The sequence below is a fragment of the Rugosimonospora africana genome (genome assembly GCF_016862975.1).
GTDB classification, from domain to species: Bacteria; Actinomycetota; Actinomycetes; order Mycobacteriales; family Micromonosporaceae; genus Rugosimonospora; species Rugosimonospora africana.
In genome coordinates, this window is the sequence record NZ_BONZ01000043.1 from 13,988 (window position 1) to 32,985 (window position 18,998).

At 71.3% G+C, this 18,998-nt stretch carries 16 protein-coding genes and 7 tRNA genes; 10 read left to right on the plus strand and 13 right to left on the minus strand.

The features are described from left to right. The first annotated feature begins 1 nt into the window (after position 1). Positions 2 to 739 (plus strand): SRPBCC family protein, encoded by a 738-nt coding sequence (locus tag Raf01_RS22590; protein ID WP_203919969.1) that lies wholly within the window; start codon positions 2 to 4, stop codon positions 737 to 739. 71 nt (positions 740 to 810) lie between these two features. On the opposite strand, the gene Raf01_RS22595 is transcribed toward Raf01_RS22590, so the two are convergent. Together Raf01_RS22595 and Raf01_RS22600 are read right to left on the minus strand one after the other, a co-directional pair. Beyond that, complete coding sequence (locus Raf01_RS22595; RefSeq protein WP_203919970.1) at positions 811 to 1,770, minus strand: fructosamine kinase family protein; 960 nt, start codon at positions 1,768 to 1,770, stop codon at positions 811 to 813. Positions 1,771 to 1,833: 63 nt separating this feature from the next. Then, positions 1,834 to 2,685, minus strand: coding sequence for a spermidine synthase (locus tag Raf01_RS22600; RefSeq protein WP_239133820.1), 852 nt, complete (start codon positions 2,683 to 2,685; stop codon positions 1,834 to 1,836). Positions 2,686 to 2,810: 125 nt separating this feature from the next. On the opposite strand from Raf01_RS22600, the gene Raf01_RS22605 reads away from it, so the two are divergent. Together Raf01_RS22605 and Raf01_RS22610 are read left to right on the plus strand one after the other, a co-directional pair. Further along, positions 2,811 to 4,172: an outer membrane protein assembly factor BamB family protein gene (locus Raf01_RS22605; RefSeq protein WP_203919971.1), complete on the plus strand. Its 1,362-nt coding sequence runs from the start codon at positions 2,811 to 2,813 to the stop codon at positions 4,170 to 4,172. A gap of 111 nt (positions 4,173 to 4,283) precedes the next feature. After that, positions 4,284 to 4,802 carry an SRPBCC family protein gene (locus tag Raf01_RS22610; protein ID WP_239133821.1) on the plus strand — a complete coding sequence of 173 codons (519 nt, stop codon included), beginning with the start codon at positions 4,284 to 4,286 and terminating at the stop codon, positions 4,800 to 4,802. Positions 4,803 to 4,809: 7 nt separating this feature from the next. On the opposite strand, the gene Raf01_RS22615 is transcribed toward Raf01_RS22610, so the two are convergent. From Raf01_RS22615 to Raf01_RS22650, 8 genes are all read right to left on the minus strand, one after another. Next, positions 4,810 to 6,687, minus strand: a complete 1,878-nt coding sequence (locus Raf01_RS22615; RefSeq protein ID WP_203919972.1) for a PAS domain S-box protein — start codon at positions 6,685 to 6,687, stop codon at positions 4,810 to 4,812. A gap of 357 nt (positions 6,688 to 7,044) precedes the next feature. After that, positions 7,045 to 7,118 (minus strand) — tRNA-Val (locus tag Raf01_RS22620). Then, positions 7,119 to 7,195 (minus strand) — tRNA-Met (locus tag Raf01_RS22625). A gap of 1 nt (position 7,196) precedes the next feature. After that, positions 7,197 to 7,271: transfer RNA gene (locus Raf01_RS22630), tRNA-Pro, on the minus strand. Between the two features lie 33 nt (positions 7,272 to 7,304). Continuing rightward, positions 7,305 to 7,379 (minus strand) — tRNA-Arg (locus Raf01_RS22635). 291 nt (positions 7,380 to 7,670) lie between these two features. Further along, a tRNA-Glu gene (locus tag Raf01_RS22640) sits at positions 7,671 to 7,742 on the minus strand. A gap of 1 nt (position 7,743) precedes the next feature. After that, a tRNA-Ala gene (locus Raf01_RS22645) sits at positions 7,744 to 7,816 on the minus strand. Positions 7,817 to 7,821: 5 nt separating this feature from the next. Next, positions 7,822 to 7,894, minus strand: a tRNA-Pro gene (locus tag Raf01_RS22650). Positions 7,895 to 8,631: 737 nt separating this feature from the next. Between Raf01_RS22650 and galE the strand changes: the two genes are divergently transcribed. The 4 genes from galE (at position 8,632) to Raf01_RS22670 (ending at position 13,401) form a co-directional block, all read left to right on the plus strand. Then, positions 8,632 to 11,373 (plus strand): UDP-glucose 4-epimerase GalE, encoded by a 2,742-nt coding sequence (gene galE / locus Raf01_RS22655; RefSeq protein WP_203919973.1) that lies wholly within the window; start codon positions 8,632 to 8,634, stop codon positions 11,371 to 11,373. 35 nt (positions 11,374 to 11,408) lie between these two features. After that, on the plus strand, positions 11,409 to 12,122 hold the full coding sequence (locus tag Raf01_RS22660) for a polysaccharide deacetylase family protein (RefSeq protein ID WP_239133822.1): 714 nt from the start codon (positions 11,409 to 11,411) through the stop codon (positions 12,120 to 12,122). A gap of 41 nt (positions 12,123 to 12,163) precedes the next feature. Then, on the plus strand, positions 12,164 to 12,454 hold the full coding sequence (locus Raf01_RS22665; RefSeq protein ID WP_203919974.1) for a hypothetical protein: 291 nt from the start codon (positions 12,164 to 12,166) through the stop codon (positions 12,452 to 12,454). Positions 12,455 to 12,786: 332 nt separating this feature from the next. After that, positions 12,787 to 13,401 (plus strand): FKBP-type peptidyl-prolyl cis-trans isomerase, encoded by a 615-nt coding sequence (locus Raf01_RS22670; protein ID WP_203919975.1) that lies wholly within the window; start codon positions 12,787 to 12,789, stop codon positions 13,399 to 13,401. 129 nt (positions 13,402 to 13,530) lie between these two features. Here Raf01_RS22670 and Raf01_RS22675 read toward each other — a convergent pair whose 3' ends face one another. The 3 genes from Raf01_RS22675 to Raf01_RS22685 all read right to left on the minus strand — a co-directional run bounded on the left by Raf01_RS22675 (position 13,531) and on the right by Raf01_RS22685 (position 16,753). Beyond that, positions 13,531 to 14,817 carry a citrate synthase gene (locus tag Raf01_RS22675; RefSeq protein WP_203919976.1) on the minus strand — a complete coding sequence of 429 codons (1,287 nt, stop codon included), beginning with the start codon at positions 14,815 to 14,817 and terminating at the stop codon, positions 13,531 to 13,533. A gap of 56 nt (positions 14,818 to 14,873) precedes the next feature. After that, positions 14,874 to 16,304 carry a serine/threonine-protein kinase gene (locus Raf01_RS22680; RefSeq protein WP_203919977.1) on the minus strand — a complete coding sequence of 477 codons (1,431 nt, stop codon included), beginning with the start codon at positions 16,302 to 16,304 and terminating at the stop codon, positions 14,874 to 14,876. A 74-nt stretch (positions 16,305 to 16,378) separates the two neighbouring features. After that, positions 16,379 to 16,753 (minus strand): hypothetical protein, encoded by a 375-nt coding sequence (locus Raf01_RS22685; RefSeq protein WP_203919978.1) that lies wholly within the window; start codon positions 16,751 to 16,753, stop codon positions 16,379 to 16,381. A gap of 141 nt (positions 16,754 to 16,894) precedes the next feature. Here Raf01_RS22685 and Raf01_RS22690 point away from each other — a divergent pair, with 141 nt between their 5' ends. From Raf01_RS22690 to Raf01_RS22700, 3 genes are all read left to right on the plus strand, one after another. Continuing rightward, positions 16,895 to 17,086: a hypothetical protein gene (locus Raf01_RS22690; protein ID WP_203919979.1), complete on the plus strand. Its 192-nt coding sequence runs from the start codon at positions 16,895 to 16,897 to the stop codon at positions 17,084 to 17,086. 73 nt (positions 17,087 to 17,159) lie between these two features. Further along, positions 17,160 to 17,330, plus strand: a complete 171-nt coding sequence (locus Raf01_RS22695) for a hypothetical protein (RefSeq protein WP_203919980.1) — start codon at positions 17,160 to 17,162, stop codon at positions 17,328 to 17,330. 218 nt (positions 17,331 to 17,548) lie between these two features. Continuing rightward, the gene (locus tag Raf01_RS22700; RefSeq protein ID WP_203919981.1) at positions 17,549 to 18,943 is read left to right on the plus strand and encodes a cellulose binding domain-containing protein; all 1,395 of its coding nucleotides are present in this window, start codon (positions 17,549 to 17,551) and stop codon (positions 18,941 to 18,943) included. Positions 18,944 to 18,998 lie beyond the last annotated feature (55 nt).

An 18,998-nucleotide genomic window follows, 5' to 3' on the forward strand; every position in this document is an offset into this window, starting at 1 on the left:
CATGGGGCACAAGTTCGAGCAGGCACACGACGCGGACGTTGACGCGACCGTCGACGAGGTATGGCAGGCGATCGCGACCGGGCCGGGGATCGACGCCTGGTTCATGGGGCGCACCGAGGTGGAGAACGGCGTCGTGCGTACCAACTTCGGCGACTGGGCGCCGGAGTCGCCGATCACCATCGAGGAACCCGGCAAGCGGTTCGGGTACCGCATGCCGGACGGGCCGGACGGCCGGTTCATCGCGTACGACTACCTCATCGAGGGCCGAGCCGGCGGCGGCACGTCGCTGCGCGTGGTGGCCAGCGGCTTCCTGCCCGGCGACGACTGGGCGGAGGAGTTCGAGGCGATGAGCAAGGGTGGCGCGATGTACTTCCGCTCCCTGGTGGAGTATGTCAACCACTTCGCGGGCCGCACCGCCACGCCGCTGACGGCGTTCGGGCCGCCGGTCGAGGACTGGAGCCGGGCGTGGGAGAAGCTGGGTGCGGCGCTCGGCCTGGACCGGTCGGTGCGCGAGGGCGACAAGGTGCGGGTCAGTGTCCCCGGCGGAGAGACGGTCGACGGGGTCGCCTTCCACGTCAACGAACAGACTGTCGCCGTCCGCACCGCGGACGCGTTCTACCGCTTCGTCCAGGGCTTCCACGGCCCGATGCTCGCGATGCACCAGCTGTTCGCGCCGGACGCCGACGCCACCGCGGCCGGCCGTGACTGGCAGGAGTGGCTGGGCCGGGTGTTCGGCTGAGCCAGACATCTTGTACCGCAAGGGATGCCCGCCGGTTCGCGCCGGCGGGCATCCGCGTGCCCGGCACCGGATCAGCGGAACACGCGAATGATGTGCCGTACGTCGGCGACGAAGTCGCGCCGCTGGTCCCCGTGCGCGATCAGGCTCAGCAGCTCGCGCAGGTGCAGCAGAGGCGCCCGATCGCGCCAGCCGTCCGCGATCGGGCGCCGCTCGGCGTACGCGTCGAAGAACCGGTCGGGCACCCTGGCGCCGGGCCAGGCCAGCCCGACCCAGTACAGCATGCTGAGATCGACCTCCGGCCAGGTGAACGACACGGCCGGGTCGATCAGTGCCGGGCGCCCGTCCGGGGTGGCCATGACGTTTGCCGGCGCCAGATCGCCGTGCGTGATGGTCGCGGGCGCGGGCGGTATGAGCTGGGGGAGCCGTTGGCAGATCCGGTGCAGGCCGGCCCGGTCCTCGGCGGTGAGCGCCGCGTCGACCGGGGATTCCTTCAGGTACCGCAGGATGCGGTGCGTGGCATAGAACGCGTGCCCGTCCTCGTGCCACCCGTTCTCCTGGCGCAGCGAGCCCAGCCACCCGTCGCGGTGCCAGCCGAAGCATGAGTCGGTCACGCCGTGGGTGGCGGCCAGCGCGTGGCCCGCCCGCTCCCAGAACCCGACGTCGTCGTGCGGTCTGGGAAGCAGGGACTGGAGGACGAGGGCGTGCGGTGTGACGGCGAGTACGTCGGGGATGACGAATCCGCCGGGGATGCGCAGCGCGGCCAACCCCTGCGCCTCCACCTCGAACAGATCGTCCGGCGCTGCCGTGCTGTCCAGCCCTCCGGGCTTGCCGAACGCCTTGACCACGACCGCCGACCCGTCCGGGCGGCGTACCCGCCACGCGGTGCTGTTGTCCCCACCGGCCAGCATCTCCGGTGACTGGTCCGGGTCGTCGCGCGGCGTCAGACGCGCCGAGCCGGACCGGTCGAAAGGTCCGGCACCGGTCAGTCCGGCGGCGGCCAGCGCCTCACGTACCGCGGGAAGGTCGGTCACCCGCCGATCCTCCCGCACCGCCGGAGCGGTGGTCGAGTTTCCGGGCGGTGTATCAGGGGACCGTCAGAGCATCCGGTCCGCGATGCCGGCGGTCTCGTCGGTCAGGGGCCGAGCGCCGGCGATGAAGTCGTCCAGCTCGGAGCCGTGGACCAGCTTGCCGCGGTCGCCCTCGGCGCGCCGCAGAACACCGGCGAGCCGCGACACCGGAAGGCCACCGGCTCGGGGCGACGCGGCCATCACGATGTTGCCGAACCGGCGCCCGCGCAGCACACCCGGCTGGCCGATGACCGCGACGTCGGGGAACACCCGGCGCAGCGTGGCTGCCTGTACCCGGGACTGGGGCAGGCCGGGCAGGTCGGTCACGTTCAGCGCGTACAGCCCGGTGTCGGCCAACGCTTCGCGTACCGCGAAGGTGAACTCCACGGTCGCCACCTGAGCCGGCATCTGGGCCGCCTGGTAGGCGTCGGCGATGACCAGGTCGTACCGGTCCCCGGGCGCCCTGTCGCGCAACGCCGCCCGGGCGTCCGCGACGCGCAGCTCGATGTCCGCCGACTCCGGCAGTGGAACGATCCGGCGTACGGCTCCGGCCAGTTTCCCGTCCCGCTCGATCACCCGCTGCACCGACCCGGGCCGGGTCGCGGCCACGTACCGGGGCAGGGTCAGCGCTCCGCCCCCCAGGTGCAGCGCCCGGATCGGGGCGTCGCGCGGGCCGACCACCTCGATGACGGCGGCGACCCGGCGGGCGTACTCGAATTCCAGAAACGCCGGCCGATCCAAGTCCACATAGGACTGAGCCACGCCGTCGACCAGCAGCGTCCAGGCACGCTCGCGCCTCGGGTCGGGGACGAACTCCGCGGTACCCAGGTCCACCGGCAGGACGATGCTGTCGCCGTTCGCCGGCCCGGTGGTCGCCACACGATCACGGTAACCGGTGTATGACCAGTGCGAACGGCCGGCCCCGGATATCGGACGGGGGACCGGAAACCGGGCAGCGGGGTAAAGTGCGGTTCCCGGGCAGTCACCGCGAGACGGGCGTGTCGATGGCGGACGACGTGATCATCGATCTGGACTGGGAACCGCCGGCCCCGGCCGCCGGTCGACAGGCCGCGCGGCGCCCGGTACACCGCCTGCTGGTCGTCGCGATCGCGGTGCTGTGCATGGCGGTGCTCGGCGGGGTCGAACCGGCTCCGCCGCGGATTGCCGCGGTGTTCGCGGTACCCATCGACGAGCGGCCGGCGATAGCGCTGACCACGGACACCATCGTGGTCGCAGAAGCCGCCGACACCTCGGGTGGCCGCACCCCGCGCGGCGTGGTGACCGCGTACGCGTTGCCCAGCGGCGCGCTGCGCTGGCGGAGCCTGCTTCCCAACGGGGTACGGGACCTGACCGCCCTGCCCGGGGCCGGGGTGGTGCTGGTCACCAGCGAATCGGACGGCGACGACGCGATGACCGTGCTGGACGTCCACGACGGCAGGACACTGTGGGCGAGCGGGTCCACGGTTGTGCTGGACGCCCCGCCGGGCAGCACCGAGGGGCTGCTGTTCGACGGCGGAAGCGGCGGTACCGCGACGGTCCGGTGGGCCGACCTGCGTACCGGCCGGGCCGTGTGGACCCGCTCCTGGTCCACCTCGGCGGACATACAGTTCAGCACCAACATCTGGCCCCCGGAATCGACCCGGCTGCTGATGCCCGCGGCGGACGGTACGGTCGACCTTGTCGAGGAGCGGACCGGGAAGGTGCTCGCCTCGGGGCGCTTGGGCGACACCGCGGCGCCGCCCCGGCACGACGGCCAGCCCGAGGGGGCCGACCCGACGGCGCCGCCCGGATCCGCCGGGACGTCTCCCACGGAGTCGGTCGTCGCCGGAGACCGGATCGTCGTGCTCCGCCCGTCCCCCCTCGGCCAACCGGGGCGGTTGGCCGCCTTCGACGCGTCCACATTCGCTCCACAGTGGACAGCCGATGCGCGGCCGGGGTACCTCGACGGAGCGTGCCGGCCGATGCTGTGCCTGTCCGGCGATCAGTTGACGGTGATGGATCCGGAGACCGGACCGTTGTGGCGCAGCGGCCACTGGCAGGCCGCCGCGCGGTTGGACGACGCCCACCTGCTCACCTTCAGCGCGGACAACGACTCGGCAATGGTCGACACGCGCACCGGCAGGGTGGTGGCGGACCTGTCCGACTGGAGGCCGGTCTTCGACCGGGACACCGGGCAGCTCCGACTGCTGCTGAGCACCACGTTGAGGCCGTACGGGGGATTCTGGCTCGCCGAGCTCGGGAGCGCCGGGGTGCGGCCACTCGGGTTCGTGCCGGCCGCCATCTTCGGTGACTGCCAGACCGCGGGCGATCTGCTGGCCTGCGACACCCAGCGGGGCATCGTCCAGGTGTGGCGGTACCGGGACTGATCCCGGGCGGCCCGCCGTCGCCGCCGGCCGCGACGCGCCTGCTCAGCCTTGACATGTGACTGAACGGTCACATATTTTGGCGTCATCGGAATCGAGCTGGAGGACATAGTCATGACTGACGCCATGCAGGCCGGCACGGTCACCAGGACCGCACCGGTCACGCAGGTCTACCGCGTGTATATCCGGGCGACGCCCGAGCAGGTCTGGGACGCGATCATCAAACCGGAGTGGTCCGCGCTGTACGGGTACCGCTGCGCGTCTGAGTACGAGTTGCGCGCGGGCGGGGCGTTCCGCGGGTACGCGAACGACGGGATGAAGGCGATGGGGGCGCCGGACGTGGCCGTCGACGGCGAGGTGATCGAGGCGGATCCGCCGCGGAAGCTGGTCCAGACCTGGCGGTTGGCCATGGCCCCGGAGGGCGTGGAGGAGGGCTTCACCCACCTCACGTACGAGATCAAGTCCGGTGACGGTGGCGTCACGACGCTGACCGTGACCCACGATCTGACCGATGCGCCGAACACCGCCCTGCTGGTGGCCGGGGCCTTCGGCGAGAGCGCGGGCGGCGGCTGGAACTACGTGCTGAGCGACCTGAAGACGCTGCTGGAGACCGGCACGGCACTGTCCGGCTGAGCGCGCGTCACGCGTGCGGGGCTCGGCTCATGCGGAGCCCCGCACGGCCGGGTCCGCTCACCCGGTTCTGGGCGGCCGGCGACGCGCTCAGCGCGCGCTGGATCGACTCGCGCTGTCCGGCACCGGTACCCTGCTCGGTCAGGTCGCGCAGGGTGATGACGTACCCCCGCACCATCCGGTCCTGGCGCAGGTCGCGGCAGCTCACCTCGACCGTCATCAGGCTGCCGTCGGGGCGGGGGAGATGCCACCAGTCGCGCGCCCCGGCCGGCTGCGCCGTCCGGTGTGACGCCGACAGCGTGCGCTCGACCTGCTCGTGGTCGTCGGCGTGCACGATGTCCCACAGCGTCGTCAGCAGCGCAAGCTCCACGCCGAGGATGTCGGCGAGTGACGGGCTCGCGTACCGGACCCGGTGCTCCCGGTCGACGATCACCACCACGTCGATGCTGTTGCGGGTCAACGTGCGCAGGTACTCCTCGTTGGACCGGCGGTTGAACTCGTCGGTCAACGCGATGCGCTCCAGCGCCAGCGACGCCTGTGTCGCCAACACCTCCACCGAGTCCTGGATCGCGGCCAGTTTCCGGTGCTCGCCGGCCACCAGCAGCGTCCCCAGGTCGGGATCGTCGAGGTCGCGCTGGTTCACGACGAGGCGGCAGGCCAGGGTCGCGGGAAGCTGGTGCAGGCGTTCCCGCAGGTCGGGGTGCAGGATCCGGGTGTTCAGCAGGCGAGTGTGCCGATCGCCCGCGCTCGGCAGCGGGTGCTGCCGGATGAGCCCGGCGACCGGGTCCGTCCCGGTACCCTCGGTGCCCTCCGGCGATGGATCGTGGACCGCGAGTACCACCGCATGGGCGAGCCCGGCGGGCATGAGTTCGCTGACCGCGGCGTGCACGGCGGCGCGGACCTCCTCGGTGTCGCCCGCGGCGACCAGCGTGCCGCACGCCCGGCGCAGGCGCCGCTCCCGGGCGACCGCCTGGCGATGCTGCCTCAGCGCCATGGCGAGCCGGGTGATCACCAGCGCGGCCATCACCGTCCAGGCGACCGCGATGACCACGCCGTCGTCCACCTGCCCGGTGGCCGCCTCGACCAGCAGGACGGCCGGCGGGATCGCCAACGACAGGCCGAGCAGCACCATCCAGCGCAACGGAAGCTGAGAATTCCTCACGGCCGCCGGCTCGGTCAGGCGCACCATGGACGGTTGGAGCGCGGCCGCGCCCCAGCAGGCGTAGCCCAGCAGGTACCCGGCGTCTCCCGGGCCGCCCGCGCGCCAGCCGCCGCCGAGCGTGGCCAGGGCATACATCACGTCCGCCGTCAGCAAGGCGAACGCACCCGCGGCCAGCAGGATCATGGAGGCGTTACGGGGAGCGGCGGACACCAGCCGTACCGTCGTCACCAGGACCAGAAGGCCACCAAGCGCGTACGCGGCCAGCGTCGACCGGTCGACCGGATCGAGGTTGTCGGCGCCGAGGCTCGGTCCGATCAGGCACACCCAGGCCAGCAACGCGGCGGCGCAGGTGAACGTCAGCAGGTCGAGGGTGCGCGACCAGTCGACGAGCACGGCACGTGTCCTGACCATCTGGATGAGGCCGATCGTCAGCAGCGGGAACATCGCCAGGTAGCAGACGTCCGCGACGACCGGGGCGGCCGAGTGGACCCGTACGTCCGAGCCGAAGATCGTGTCGCCGACCGCCATGGCGAGGATCGCCGCGGCAATCATCCACCAGGGCAGGGCGCGCACCGGGGCATGCCGCCGGGTGCCCACGACCACCGCGCCGGCGCTGCACAGACCGATCGCCGCCCAGCTGTACGCGGCCAGGCCGGGCGTGACGAACACGCTCGCTCCGAGTACGGCCATGAGCGCCGTGTATCCGGCGGTCCACCGGGTCGACACGCAACCTCCTTCGAAGACGGTCCCCTTCGAGACGATGCCTCGTCCGGCACGCGTGGCCTGCGTCGTCGCAGGCACGGGCGGGAGGGTCTTGGGGTCGGCGAGCGGGTCGACCGCAGCACGATCACCCACGCCGTCGGCCATTCAACAAGCAGGGTGCCATATCGATGGGCGGTCATGGAACCGTCCGGACGTCGCCAACCGTCCACCGACCGGACGCCGTGGCCGCCCGACGGTCGTTGCTCACCACCGCCGGGCGGCCACCCGCCCCCGTTCCGGCCAGCCCGTACGTCGCGGGCTGGCCGGCCCCCGTACCGTGCGCTCCACAGCGGATGGCATCTACCCGGGCGAGCGATCGCGTGTCCCGACCTGGGATCGAACCAGGGGCCTCGGCCGTGTCGTGGCCGCGCTCGTACCGCCTGAGCTACCGGGACTGGGAGCGGGACCGGGAATCGAACCCGGGACCTCTGGCGTATGAGACCAGCGCGCTTCCTTACTGCGCCATCCCGCAGTCGGGCTGGCGGGATTTGAACCCGCGGCTTCTGCGTCCCGAACGCAGCGCGCTGACCAAGCTGCGCCACAGCCCGTTGAGCCGGACCCGGCGTCTCCGCCGGTTCCCGCGGCCCCGGGAGGATTCGAACCTCCAACTGACACGGCTTCGTAAACCGTCGCTCTATCCATTGAGCTACAAGGCCAAGCATCGCCGGCAGCGCCGGCGACTGGACGACGTGGCGGACGGGCCGACGGTCGCGGGAACCGCCGCTTGGCCCGGCCGATCGGCGCCGGGACCCGTCCGCCAACTCAGCGCGCGGTGAGGGCGGCCCACGGCGCGGCGTACGGGGTGGTCCGTAGCGTCATCCGTGTCTCGGCCGGCGTCCGGTCGCCTCTGCGCTGATTCGTGGCCGCCGCAGGCGGCCACGGTATCTGTCTCGGCCGCCACTGCTTCCGGTGCGCGGCGGATCACCGCGTACCTCGGGGCGGCACCGTAGCGAGTAGGGGAGTCGAACCCCTGTCTCCGCGCTGAGAACGCGGCGGCCTGACCGCTAGCCGAACCCGCCGTGGAGCTGCGGGGAGTCGAACCCCGGGCCTTCGGTCTGCCGAACCGACGCTCTACCTCCTGAGCTACAACCCCTCGCGTCCGGGGCCCGGGAATCGAACCCGGTGTGTCCTGGTCCCAAACCAGGCGGGTCAACCAGCTCCCTCGCCCCGGATGCGTACAACCAGTCCGGCTCGGGGCGTGTGACCCGCGCGGCGATCCGGACCGCTTGCCCGTCGTCGGTATCCGTGGCGACGGGGCATCCTGTTGTGCCATCCACTGTGGAGTTTTCAATATCCGCTGCCACGAGCGCTGCCGGGGCGCTGGAAATCTGGTGTGCGTGCGGCGGGCGCGCGCCATCGACTGAGGAAAGTGCGGGAACGTGCGTCCGGCCCGGGACGGAAAAGCCGCCCGTTCCGGATCCGGAAGGGCGGCGTCGACGCGATGCGTTCGCGTCAGTCGCGCCACCGTTCCGGCGGAGTGCCGTGAGTGTGCGTGGGCACGCACACCGGTCGAGCATCTTCGCGCCGGCTCGCCTCACCGCGCGGCGACAGCCGGTGCGGGTTCGCTGAGGCTTGCCAGAACATCTCGGAATCTCCTTGTTCGGTGTTGCTGACAACGGTACGGGCGATGATCCCCGCGGGCAATCCATTTAGTGGCCGAGCCCGCTTTCACGCATCTCCACACGTCAATCGTCTGCCAATCGCGCGCCAATCGCCCGGCCCTCGCTTGCCAATCGCCGTCGGTCGTCCGGCCTTCGCGGCGGTTGCGGGCACACTCACCCGTTCGGGTAACGCGCCACGAAACCGGACCGCCGTCGGCCGAACCCTGTGGCAGCGGCCGAAACGGACACTCGTACCAGGTCGTTGCGGGGGGAGGGTTAAACCGAGCAATCGGGGTAACGGGGCCTCGTGGCCTGGTTGGTAACGGGCGGGGCCGGATACATCGGCGCCCCCGTGGTGCGCGCGCTGCTGGACAGCGGCCGGCCGGTCGTCGTACTGGACGATCTGTCCTCCGGCGACCTCGGCACGGTACCGCCGGAGGTACCGCTGGTGCGCGCGTCCGTCGGCGACGGCCTCGCGGTCCGGCACGCGCTGGCCGAGTACGGCGTGACCGGCGTGGTGCACCTGGCCGGCCGCAAGTCGGTCGTGGAGTCACTGGCCCGTCCGCTGACCTATTACCACCACAACGTCGGCGGTACTCAGGTTCTCATCGAGGCCATGGCCGAGGCGGGCGTGGAGAAGATCGTGTTCGCGTCGAGCGCGGCGGTCTACGGCGATCCCGACGGTGACCCGGTCGACGAGGACGCACCGCTGGAGCCACGCAATCCGTACGGCGCCACCAAGGTGGTCTGCGAATGGATCATGGCGGAGGCCGCCCGGGTACACGGGCTGAAACCACTCGTCCTGCGGTACTTCAACGTTGCCGGTGCATCGATGATCGGGCGGCCGCGACCGGCCGACATCGGGCTGGTCGGCCGGGCCGTCGAATCGGTCGCACGGGGCGCGCAACCGGTCGTCTACGGCCGGGACTACCCGACGCCCGACGGCTCCTGCGTCCGGGACTTCGTACACGTGCTGGACGTCGCGGCCGCGCACGTCCTCGCGGCCGACGCGCTCGACGCCGGCCGCACCGGTGGCGTCTACAACGTGGGTCGCGGCGTCGGCTACTCGGTCGGGCAGGTATTCGACCAGATCCGGGAGGTGACCGGCATCGCGTTCGAGGAAGAGACCCGGCCGCGGCGCGGCGGTGACCCGGTCCGGGTGGTCGCGTCGATCGCCCGGATCGGACGGGAGCTGGGCTGGCAGCCGGGCCACGACCTGGCCAGCATCGTGCGCAGCCAGTGGCTGGCGCACCTGGAAGCCGCACACCGCCGGCCGGGAACGCCGCAGGCACGGCCGTTGCCGGTGGGTACGAGGGCCGGCAAGGACGGGTTGGCCGATGGCGGGTTGGCCCATGGCGGGTTGGTCGAGGGCGGGTTGGTCGAGGACGCTGGGCGGCGCTCGGAACCCGGTGCCGCCAGGGAACCAGACAACAGGGCGCAGACGGCTCAGCTGCCACCGCGCGGGGACGAACGTTCCGCCCGCATCCAAATCATCTCGGCGAGCATCGGCGCCGGGCACGACGGCGCGGCGCGGGAACTGGCCGGCCGGCTGACCGAGCGCGGGTTCCAGGTCGAGTCCATGGACCTGATCTCGGTCTTCCCGGGATGGCTGGGACCGCTGTTGCGCGGCATGTACCGCCGCATGCTCACCAGGCGACCCCGGCTGTACGACTCGCTGTTCCGCATCGCCTGCACGTTCAACGGGGCGGCCCCGATCACCCGCGCACTGCTGCGACCGATGCGCCGCCGGCTGCTGCGCCGCCTCCCGCCGGACGCCGGTGCGGTGGTATCCACGTTTCCGTTGGGCGCCCAGATCCTCGGGCCGCTGCGCCTGAGTGGGCGCCTCACCGTACCGGCGGTCACCTACCTGACCGACTTCGGCGTGCACCCGATCTGGATATCGCCCGGCGTCGACCTGCACTGCGCGGCGCACGAGGTGACCCGCGCCCAGGCGCGCGCCCACGGTGCCGGCGACATCCGGGTGGTCGGCCGGCTGGTGTCGCCGCTGTACCGCCCGGCGACGCCGGAGGAGAAGCGCCGGGCGCGGGAGCGTCTCGGGCTGCCGGTCTCCGGCCGGTACGCGTTGCTGGTCGCCGGATCCTGGGGCGTGGGCGAACTGGTCGAGACCGCGGCGGAGGTGGCCGGGAGCGGAGCCGCCGTACCGGTGGTGGTCTGCGGCAACAACGCGGAGATGTGCCGTGCCGCGCGCCAGCAGGGTGTCGGGTACGTGTACGGCTGGGTCGAGGACATGCTCGCCATGCTCCAGGCGGTCGACGTACTGGTGGAGAACGCCGGCGGGTTGAGCGCGCTGGAGGCGATGGCGTGTGGTGTACCGGTGGCCACCTACCGCGCGATTCCCGGGCACGGTACCCAGAACGCGGAGGCCATGGTGGAGGCCGGGGTCACCCACTGGATCCACGACCGCGAATCGCTGGGCCCGTCGCTGACCGAGCTGATCGACGGGGGAGCGAGCCTGCCGCAGTGCCAGATCGCGCTGGCGCTGTTCGAATCCGATCCCGCCACGGTGGTCGCCGACCTGGCGAAGGCCGGCGCCGAACACAACGGCCAGAGGCGCGATAGTCAGGCCCGGGATGGCCAAGGGCGGGATGGCCAGGGGAGCGAGCGCCCGGGACGCAATGGCCAGGGAAGCGGCAGTCCGGGACGCAACGGCCCGGGGCACAGCGGTGCGGCCACCAACGATGCGGGAAACAACCGTCCGGGGCACGACCGCCCGGGGCACGATGGCGCGGGCAGCCGCAAGGGCATCTGGCGCAACCGCGGCGCGGGCAAGCGCCGCCGCTTCCGCAAGGGCGGTGCGGGAGCGAGCGGTGCCGCGCCCGACGGCGCTGAGGTGAACGGTGCCGCGTCCGACGGTGCCGCACTCAACCGCGCCGCGTCCGATTGCGCCGCACCCGAGGGCGGGGCGTCGCGCGGCGCCGGAACGCCGGTCGCCGCCACGCCGGTCGCGGTTCGCGGCACCGGTACTGAGCGGGCCTCTGGTAAGGACGGCCCGACCGGGCAGGGCGGCGGCGAACGGCCGATGGCGTGACGCTGCGCCGGGGCCGTGCTCTGCGGAGTACGGCCGTGGCGCTGGGTGCGGCGCTCGGAGCGGGCGTGACGGCCCACGCGGTACCGGGACTGCTGGGCATCCCCTGGATACGGGCGGCCGTCTCGTCCCGGATGACCGGCGTCGGCGACGGCGGCCGGATCGCCCTCACCTTCGACGACGGTCCGAACCCGGCCTCGACGCCCCGGTTCGTGGAGACACTGAACGCGTCCGGCGTACGCGCGACGTTCTTCATGCTCGGCTGCATGGTCGCCCGGGCACCCGCGCTGACCCGGTCGATCGTCGAGTCCGGTCACGAGGTCGCCCTGCACGGGTGGAGCCACCACAACCTGATGCTGCGCGGGCCCCGCGCCACGTACGCCGACCTCAACCGCGCCCGTTCGGTCCTCGCGGAACTGACCGGTCAGGTACCCCGGTTCTTCCGGCCGCCGCACGGACTGTTCAGCTCGTCCGCGCTGCTGGCCGCGCGGCGGCTGGACCTGACCCCGGTGCTGTGGACGTGCTTCGGGCAGGACTGGACGCCCCAGACGACGCCGGAGTCGATCCTGGGCAGGCTGCGCCCGGGGCTCAACGGCGGAGCCACCATACTGCTGCACGATTCCGCCGGGTCGCGCGCGCCGGACGCCTGGAAGTCCACTCTGGACGCGCTGCCGCGCGTGCTGGACGAGTGCGCGCGGCGCGGGTTGCGGGTCGGGCCGCTGCGCGACCACGTCCTCCCCGCCAATGCGTGAGCCCCCGCTACCCGGCCGCCCGGCGGTGTTATCGTCTGCCCATGCCTGATCGGGATGATTCCGGAAAGCCCGACGACCGCGACCTGTCCACGGCCGCCTCCGACGAAGCCCGCGCCCGCAGCGACGGTGAGCAGACCGGTGGTGGCCAGGAGGCCGGCGCTCCGGACGGCGAGCCCGACGCGGAGCCGGCCTTCCTGAACCGTGCCGCGCGGCGGGCCCGGGGCAAGGGCGGGGCCGCGCCGCACCAGACGCCGGGCAGAGGATCCAACCCGCCCGGACGCGGCCCGGCGCAGTCCCGCCGCCAGTGGGGTAACCGGCGCACTGGCGGCTGATCCGCAGGCGCCCACGGGGCACGTCCGGGGAGGCCGGTAGGGCCGTCTTGTCAACTTTCTGAGGTCGACCGGGTACCTTGTGCACAGTCTCTGCCCGGACTCCGGGTGGGGACTCTCACACCGAATCTGCCTACAGGGAGCGATGTCCAGTGAGCGACCGGGTGCGCAGCCGCCAGCCTGGTGGGTCGACGATACGGAGGCCGGCTGGTCAGCCGGTGACGCAGGGCAAGTCGTCGACAAGGGATCAGCCGTCGACCAACGGCTCTGCCAAGGGCTCGGGGTCGTCCGGTGGGCGGTCGCCCGGAGGCAGGCCCAGGGTCGGCAAGCAGCCGATGACCAAGGCCGAGAAGCGGGCCGCTTCCAAGGCCGCTCGGGAGGCCGCCGCGGCAGCCGCCGCCAGGCGCCGGTTCCGTCGCCAGTGGGGCATCGCCATCGGTACGGCGGTGGTCGTGGTCGCACTCGTCGTCGGGGGCTTCGCGCTGTTCGGCGGCAAGGACAAGGGCACCGCGACCGCCAACCCGTCGGCAAGCGCCAGCGCCACCGCGGCGGCGTTCCCCTCACTGCCGCCGGGCACGGACTCGGCGCTGGCCACGAAGCCGACCGTGAAGGCGGGCACCGGTACCCTGTCGAAGCTCAATGTCACCACGCTGGTCCCGGGCACCGGCGCGGCCACGAAGGCCGGCCAGAACATCACGGTGAACTATGTCGGCGTCTCGTACCAGACCGGTGCCGAGTTCGACTCGTCGTGGAAGAACAAGCAGACGTTCAGCTTCGTCCTCGGCCAGGGCAACGTGATCAAGGGCTGGGACCAGGGGCTGGTCGGGGTCAAGGTGGGCAGCCGGGTCCAGCTGGACATCCCGGCCAACCTCGCATACGGCGACAATACGACCGACGGCAGCCCGTCCGGTCCGCTGCGCTTCGTCGTGGACGTGCTCGGCGCCCAGTAGGCCCGTTGTCCGCCGCTGGAAAGTCGCCCGGCGCCTCTGCCGCCGCGCGACCCGGATCAAGCGCGGGCGCGGGCCGGTTTCCCGGCCCGCGCCCGCTTTCCGTCGCAGGGGTGCGCCTGAGGACGGGACCTAGCCGCGCTGCTCCATCGGCACGTACGCGCGCTCGGTCGCCCCGGTGTAGATCTGCCGCGGGCGGCCGATCTTCGTCATCGGGTCGGCCATCATCTCGCGCCACTGGGCGATCCAGCCGGGCAGCCGGCCGATCGCGAACAGCACCGTGAACATCCGGGTCGGGAAGCCCATCGCCTTGTAGATCAGGCCGGTGTAGAAGTCCACGTTCGGGTACAGCTTGCGCTCGATGAAGTAGTCGTCGGACAGCGCGATCTCCTCGAGTCGGAGCGCGATGTCCAGCAGCGGGTCGGGCTTGGCCATCCCACTGAGTACCTCCTGGGCCGCCTTCTTCACGATCGCCGCGCGAGGGTCGTAGTTGCGGTAGACCCGGTGCCCGAAGCCCATCAGACGGGTACCGGCCTGCTTGTCCTTGACCTTCTTCACGAACGACTGCGCGTCGTCGCCGGCCGCGTGGATCTGCTGCAACATGTCCAGCACCGCCTCGTTGGCGCCGCCGTGCAGCGGGCCGAACAGCGCGTTGACGCCGGCCGACACCGACGCGAACATGTTGGCCTGGGCCGAGCCGACCAGACGGACCGTGGACGTCGAACAGTTCTGCTCGTGATCGGCGTGCAGCACGAAGAGCATGTCCAGCACGCTGGCGTGTACCGGATCCAGCTCGTACGGCATGGTCGGTACGCCGAACGTCATGCGCAGGAAGTTCTCGACGTACCCCAGCGAGTTGTCCGGGTACAGGAACGGCTGACCGATCGAACCCTTGTACGCGTAGGACGCGATGGTGGGCAGCTTCGCCAGCAGGCGGACCGTGGAGATTTCCACCTGCTCGCGGTCGAACGGGTCGAGGCTGTCCTGGTAGAAGGTGGACAGCGCGCTGACGGCCGATGACAGCACCGCCATCGGGTGTGCGTCGCGCGGGAAGCCGTCGAAGAACCGGCGCATCTCCTCGCGCAGCAACGTGTGCCACTGGATGCGTTCAGTGAAATCGGCCAACTCGCTCGCGCCGGGCAGTTCGCCGTAGATGAGTAGGTAAGCCACCTCGAGGAAAGAGGACTTCTCCGCGAGCTGGTCGATGGGGTAGCCGCGGTACCGCAGCACCCCGGCATCACCGTCGATATAGGTAATCGTCGATGCGCAGGACGCCGTGTTCACAAAGCCGGCGTCGAGCGTGACGTGTCCGGTCTGGGCGAGAAGCCCGGTGACATCGAGTCCGGACGGGCCCTCGGTCGCTTCCTTGACCTTCAGTGGGAACGTGCCGCCGTCAAATCCAAGGTTGAAACCCGTCATCCGCCCAGTGTGCGGTTTTTCGTGACGAGCGCCACCCCGCGAAGTCGAGAGCTGAATCACTTCTCAGGCTGGTCGTTCTGGCCGCTCGGCCCTCCGGTCGGGGTGTCCTGGGGCGACGGCGGAGCGCTCGATGGCTGGTCAGCCGGGCCGGTCCCGGTGGGGGTCGGGGACGCGGGCGGGGCCGACGGGCTCGTCGAGGCGGTCGCCGACGGCGCCACCGAGGATGGCACACCGGCGGACGGCGGGGTGCTGAAGTCGACGGTCGCCGGCCGGGAGCGCCGGTCGCCGGTCGGCTGCGGCCCGAGGGTCTGCGTCTCGGTCGGCGTCGATGAGACGGGCGGCCGATGCACCGGTCCGGCGGGCGTGGACTGATGGTTATTCAGCAGTACCGTCAGCCCCACCAGCCCGATCAGCACGACAGCGCCGGCCACCGCCAGGATCGCGGTGCGGCGACGGCGGACCGGTCGGCCGGCATCCATCGGGTCGTCGGACTCAGCCCCGGTCAGGGTGTCGCCGGGCGCGGCCCCGGCCGCCGCGAGCCCACCGGCGCCGAGGGCGGCCCTGGAAACAGCGGCGGCCTTGGCGCCGGGAACGCCCTTCGAGCCGGCCGCCAGCAGGGCCGTGGCGGCCGGGTCGGCGGTCTCGGGTACCGCATCGGGATCGCTGGCGACCGCGCGGGCGGCGGCGGCGAACGCGGCGGCGCTGGCGAAGCGATCGGCCGGATCCTTCGCCAGCGCACGGGTGACCAGGGCGCGCGCGGCCACCGGAACGCTCTCCGGCAGCGGCGGCGGCTCGTCGGACACGTGCTTCAGGGCGACTTCCAGCGCGGTCTCGCCGTTGAACGGGGGAGTCCCGGCCAGGCAGTGGAACGCCACCGCGCCGAGGGAGTAGATGTCGGTGGTCGCCGAGACCGTCTTGCCGGACGCCTGCTCGGGAGCCATGTAGAGAGCGGTACCGATGATCGCGTTCGCGGTGGTCACGGACGTCAGGGCATCGGTCCGGGCGACGCCGAAGTCGACCAGGGTGACCGTGCCGTCGGCCTGTACCAGGAGGTTCGCCGGCTTGACGTCGCGGTGCACGATGCCGTGCTGGTGTACCGCGTGCAGCGCGTCGGCGGCCTGCGCCAGCAGCGTCATCGTCTCGACCACCGGCAGCGGACCGCCATTCGTCAGCCGGTCGCGCAGCGACTCGCCGTCCACATAGGTCATCACCAGAAACGACACCGTGGTGCCGTCGGGCAGCGGGCTGCGCCCGTAGTCGTAGATGTTCACCACGTTGGGGTGGTGCAGCGCGGCCATCGTGCGTGCTTCCGCCCGGAACCGGGCGTCGAAGTCGGCGTTGGCGACCCGCTCGGCGCGCATCACTTTCAGAGCAACGGTCCGGTCCAGGGTGGTGTCGGTCGCCCGCCACACTTCGCCCATCCCGCCGCTGGCGATCGGGGCATCCAGCCGGTATCGCTCGTTGAGCACGTCTGCGGGGGTCAGCACTTCAGTACTCTACCCACGCCGCCGATACGCTAAGCCGGCCGGGGCGCGCTAGTCGATATTGAGGCCGGCCGGGCTCAGCGCTCCCGGAATCCGCCGAACATGCGGCGGAAGAAGCCGCCCTCCGGAGGCAGCGGAGGCGCCGTAGGCGGGGCGGTCGACCGCCGCCGCGCGACGGGCTGGTTGTAGTCCGTCCGCTCGATGGCATCGATGACCTGCTGCTCGTCGAAGTTCTCCGAGCCCTCGATCTCGGGTACGTAGCCGACCAGGATGCCGTCGCGCATGACCTGGGCCTCCAGGCCGGCGGTGCCGTCGGTGTCCCAGACCGCCTCGCGCCCGTCCGGAAGGCTCACCCGCACTCCGAACTGGTTTACCCCACCGCGCTCCAGATGCGCCGGTACGCCCTTGCCGCGCAGCTTGTCCACGACGTGCTGCGCCCGGTTCTCATCCACGTCCCCAAGATAGCTCGCCGGAGGTGGCTCTCCGTGACGCCCGGGAAAGCGGCGTGTCCGGCCTCTGACATGGTCGTCTTGCCATGGTGATTGCCTGGGCCGGGCCTATTCCGCACAATGAGTGAAGAGCGAGGGGGTCCGATGACAGAAGATCACGAAACTCCCGAGAAGTTCACCGACGAGGAGGCCGCCTTCCTGCGGCACGTCAGGTTCGGGGAACTGCCGCCCCGGGCACGCCGCGAGGACTGGGTGGCCCTCGTCGAGACCGACGCGAAGCGTTGCGAGCCCGATGAGGAGCCGATCGGCCGCGACACTCGCTACTGGGGCAGCTGAGGCTCCTGTTACTCCCGGTGCCGGTGCGACCGCTGGGCCGTTTCCGCCCGTCGGGCGGGGGTAGCAGCCGGGCATGAGCCAGCCCGAGGAGAGCAAGGCAAAGACCGCGAGTACCGACGACGTCCTGCTGCGTACCGCGAAGGAAGGCGCGCGGGAACCGGACGAGGCGCTGCGCCCGCCGGAGGAGGAGTTGCCGGAGGAGGAACGGCGGCACAGCAAGCCGCAGCACAAGCTCACCGGCTGACCGAACCGGCTGACCGAACCGGCTGACCGAACCGGCCGACTGGGCCGGCCGACTGGGCCGGGTGGTCGAGCCGGGTCATCGACGTCGATCATTGACAATCCGCCATCGCCGGCGAAACCATGGAGCCGGGCGCCAGGGGCCGGGTTCGAGATCCCGACCTCATTTCTTCGCAGCCGTGCACGGGGCAACGGCACGGCGCCGCCCGGAAGGACAATCCCATGGATGTGCCTCGCAGGAGGCGCACCGGCGTGTGGGTACGCGTTGCCCTGGTTGCCGCGCTGTGCGCCGTCGCGTCGTTGCTCATCGCACAACTCCCCGCCGGCGCTCTCACCGTGACCGACACGCCGACACCGGTGACCGGCAACTCCACGTACTTCGACGGACTCGGCCAGCCCTACGGCGGCTGTGGCATACCCCAGGCCAACCTCGACTCGCAGGACTTCGTCGCGCTCAACGTGTTCAACACCCCCGGCGACTACGGTGCCTACCCCCGACCGGTACCGCCCTCGCTCGCCGACAAGATGGGGATGTGGGACAACGGGCTCAACTGCGGGCGCTACGTGCAGGTCAGCATCGGCGACTTCTGCACCGGGGTCAACGACGGTGCGCCCAACCAAGCGTTCTGCCGTAACGGCTCCTGGGTCTCCGACGCGTACAACGGCGCGACCCTCACCATGCTGATCGCGGACAGCTGCGCCGACTCCAACGCCTGGTGCCGGGACGACCCGTACCACCTGGACCTGCACAAGGATTCGTTGAACCGGTTCGTCAAGAACGGAGCACCGGTCGGCGACCTGTACCCGAACCACTTCAACAACCGTCACATCCAGTGGCAGTTCGTCTCCGCGCCCAACTACACCGGCGACATCCAGATCGGGTTCCTGCAGGGTGCCCAGTCGTGGTGGGGCGCCGTCGCCATCTCCCATCTGCCCAACGGCATTCACGGCGTGGACTTCCAGACCTCCAGCGGAGGTTGGCAGGCGGCCACAATGGACGGTGACATGGGTCAGGCGTACATCGTGTCGCCGACCACCGCCGGGGGTACCCAGTTCCAGATCCGGGTCCACGACAGCACTGACGCGTTGCTCAACAACGGCCGGGTGTACACGTTCTCCCTGCCGGCGGCGTGCGGCTCCCAGTGCTCCGCGGCGTACACCCAGGCCAGCTACACCACGACGAACCCGGGCGGCGGCCCCAGCACCTCGCCGTCGGCGAGCCGGTCGCCGACCCGCAGCCCCTCGGCGAGCCCGTCGACGAGCCCGTCGCGGACTCCGCCGACCAGCGCACCGCCAACCAGCACGCCGCCGACCGGCTCGATCCAGTGCGACGTGAACTACCAGGTGGCCAACGCGTGGAGCGGCGGCTTCACCTCGAACGTCACGGTGACCAACCGGGGAACGACCGCCTGGAACAACTGGACCATCGGCTGGACGGTACCGGCCGGGGTGAGCCTGGTCAGCGCGTGGAGTTCGACCATCACCACCAGCGGCACCAGCTGGACCATCAAGGCGCCGAGCTGGGCCACCAGCCTGGCAGCCGGGGCGTCGACCACCTTCGGGTTCCAGGCGAACGGGTCGTCCACGCCCGCGCCGAGCGGCATCCGATGTAGCTGAGCCGGGGTAGAGCTAACCGAGATCTTGGTACCGATCCGCCCCGCTGGGGGCAGAT

Bases quoted from the DNA above. Each gene is read 5' to 3' on its own strand.
- Raf01_RS22675 (WP_203919976.1), bottom strand. From the start codon at position 14,817: ATGACGGGTTTCAACCTTGGATTTGACGGCGGCACGTTCCCACTGAAG.
- Raf01_RS22670 (WP_203919975.1), top strand. From the start codon at position 12,787: ATGACCAAGGCCGAGAAGCGGGCCGCTTCCAAGGCCGCTCGGGAGGCC.
- Raf01_RS22665 (WP_203919974.1), top strand. From the start codon at position 12,164: ATGCCTGATCGGGATGATTCCGGAAAGCCCGACGACCGCGACCTGTCC.
- Raf01_RS22590 (WP_203919969.1), top strand. From the start codon at position 2: ATGGGGCACAAGTTCGAGCAGGCACACGACGCGGACGTTGACGCGACC.
- Raf01_RS22610 (WP_239133821.1), top strand. From the start codon at position 4,284: ATGACTGACGCCATGCAGGCCGGCACGGTCACCAGGACCGCACCGGTC.
- Raf01_RS22700 (WP_203919981.1), top strand. From the start codon at position 17,549: ATGGATGTGCCTCGCAGGAGGCGCACCGGCGTGTGGGTACGCGTTGCC.
- Raf01_RS22695 (WP_203919980.1), top strand. From the start codon at position 17,160: ATGAGCCAGCCCGAGGAGAGCAAGGCAAAGACCGCGAGTACCGACGAC.
- Raf01_RS22690 (WP_203919979.1), top strand. From the start codon at position 16,895: ATGACAGAAGATCACGAAACTCCCGAGAAGTTCACCGACGAGGAGGCC.
- Raf01_RS22605 (WP_203919971.1), top strand. From the start codon at position 2,811: ATGGCGGACGACGTGATCATCGATCTGGACTGGGAACCGCCGGCCCCG.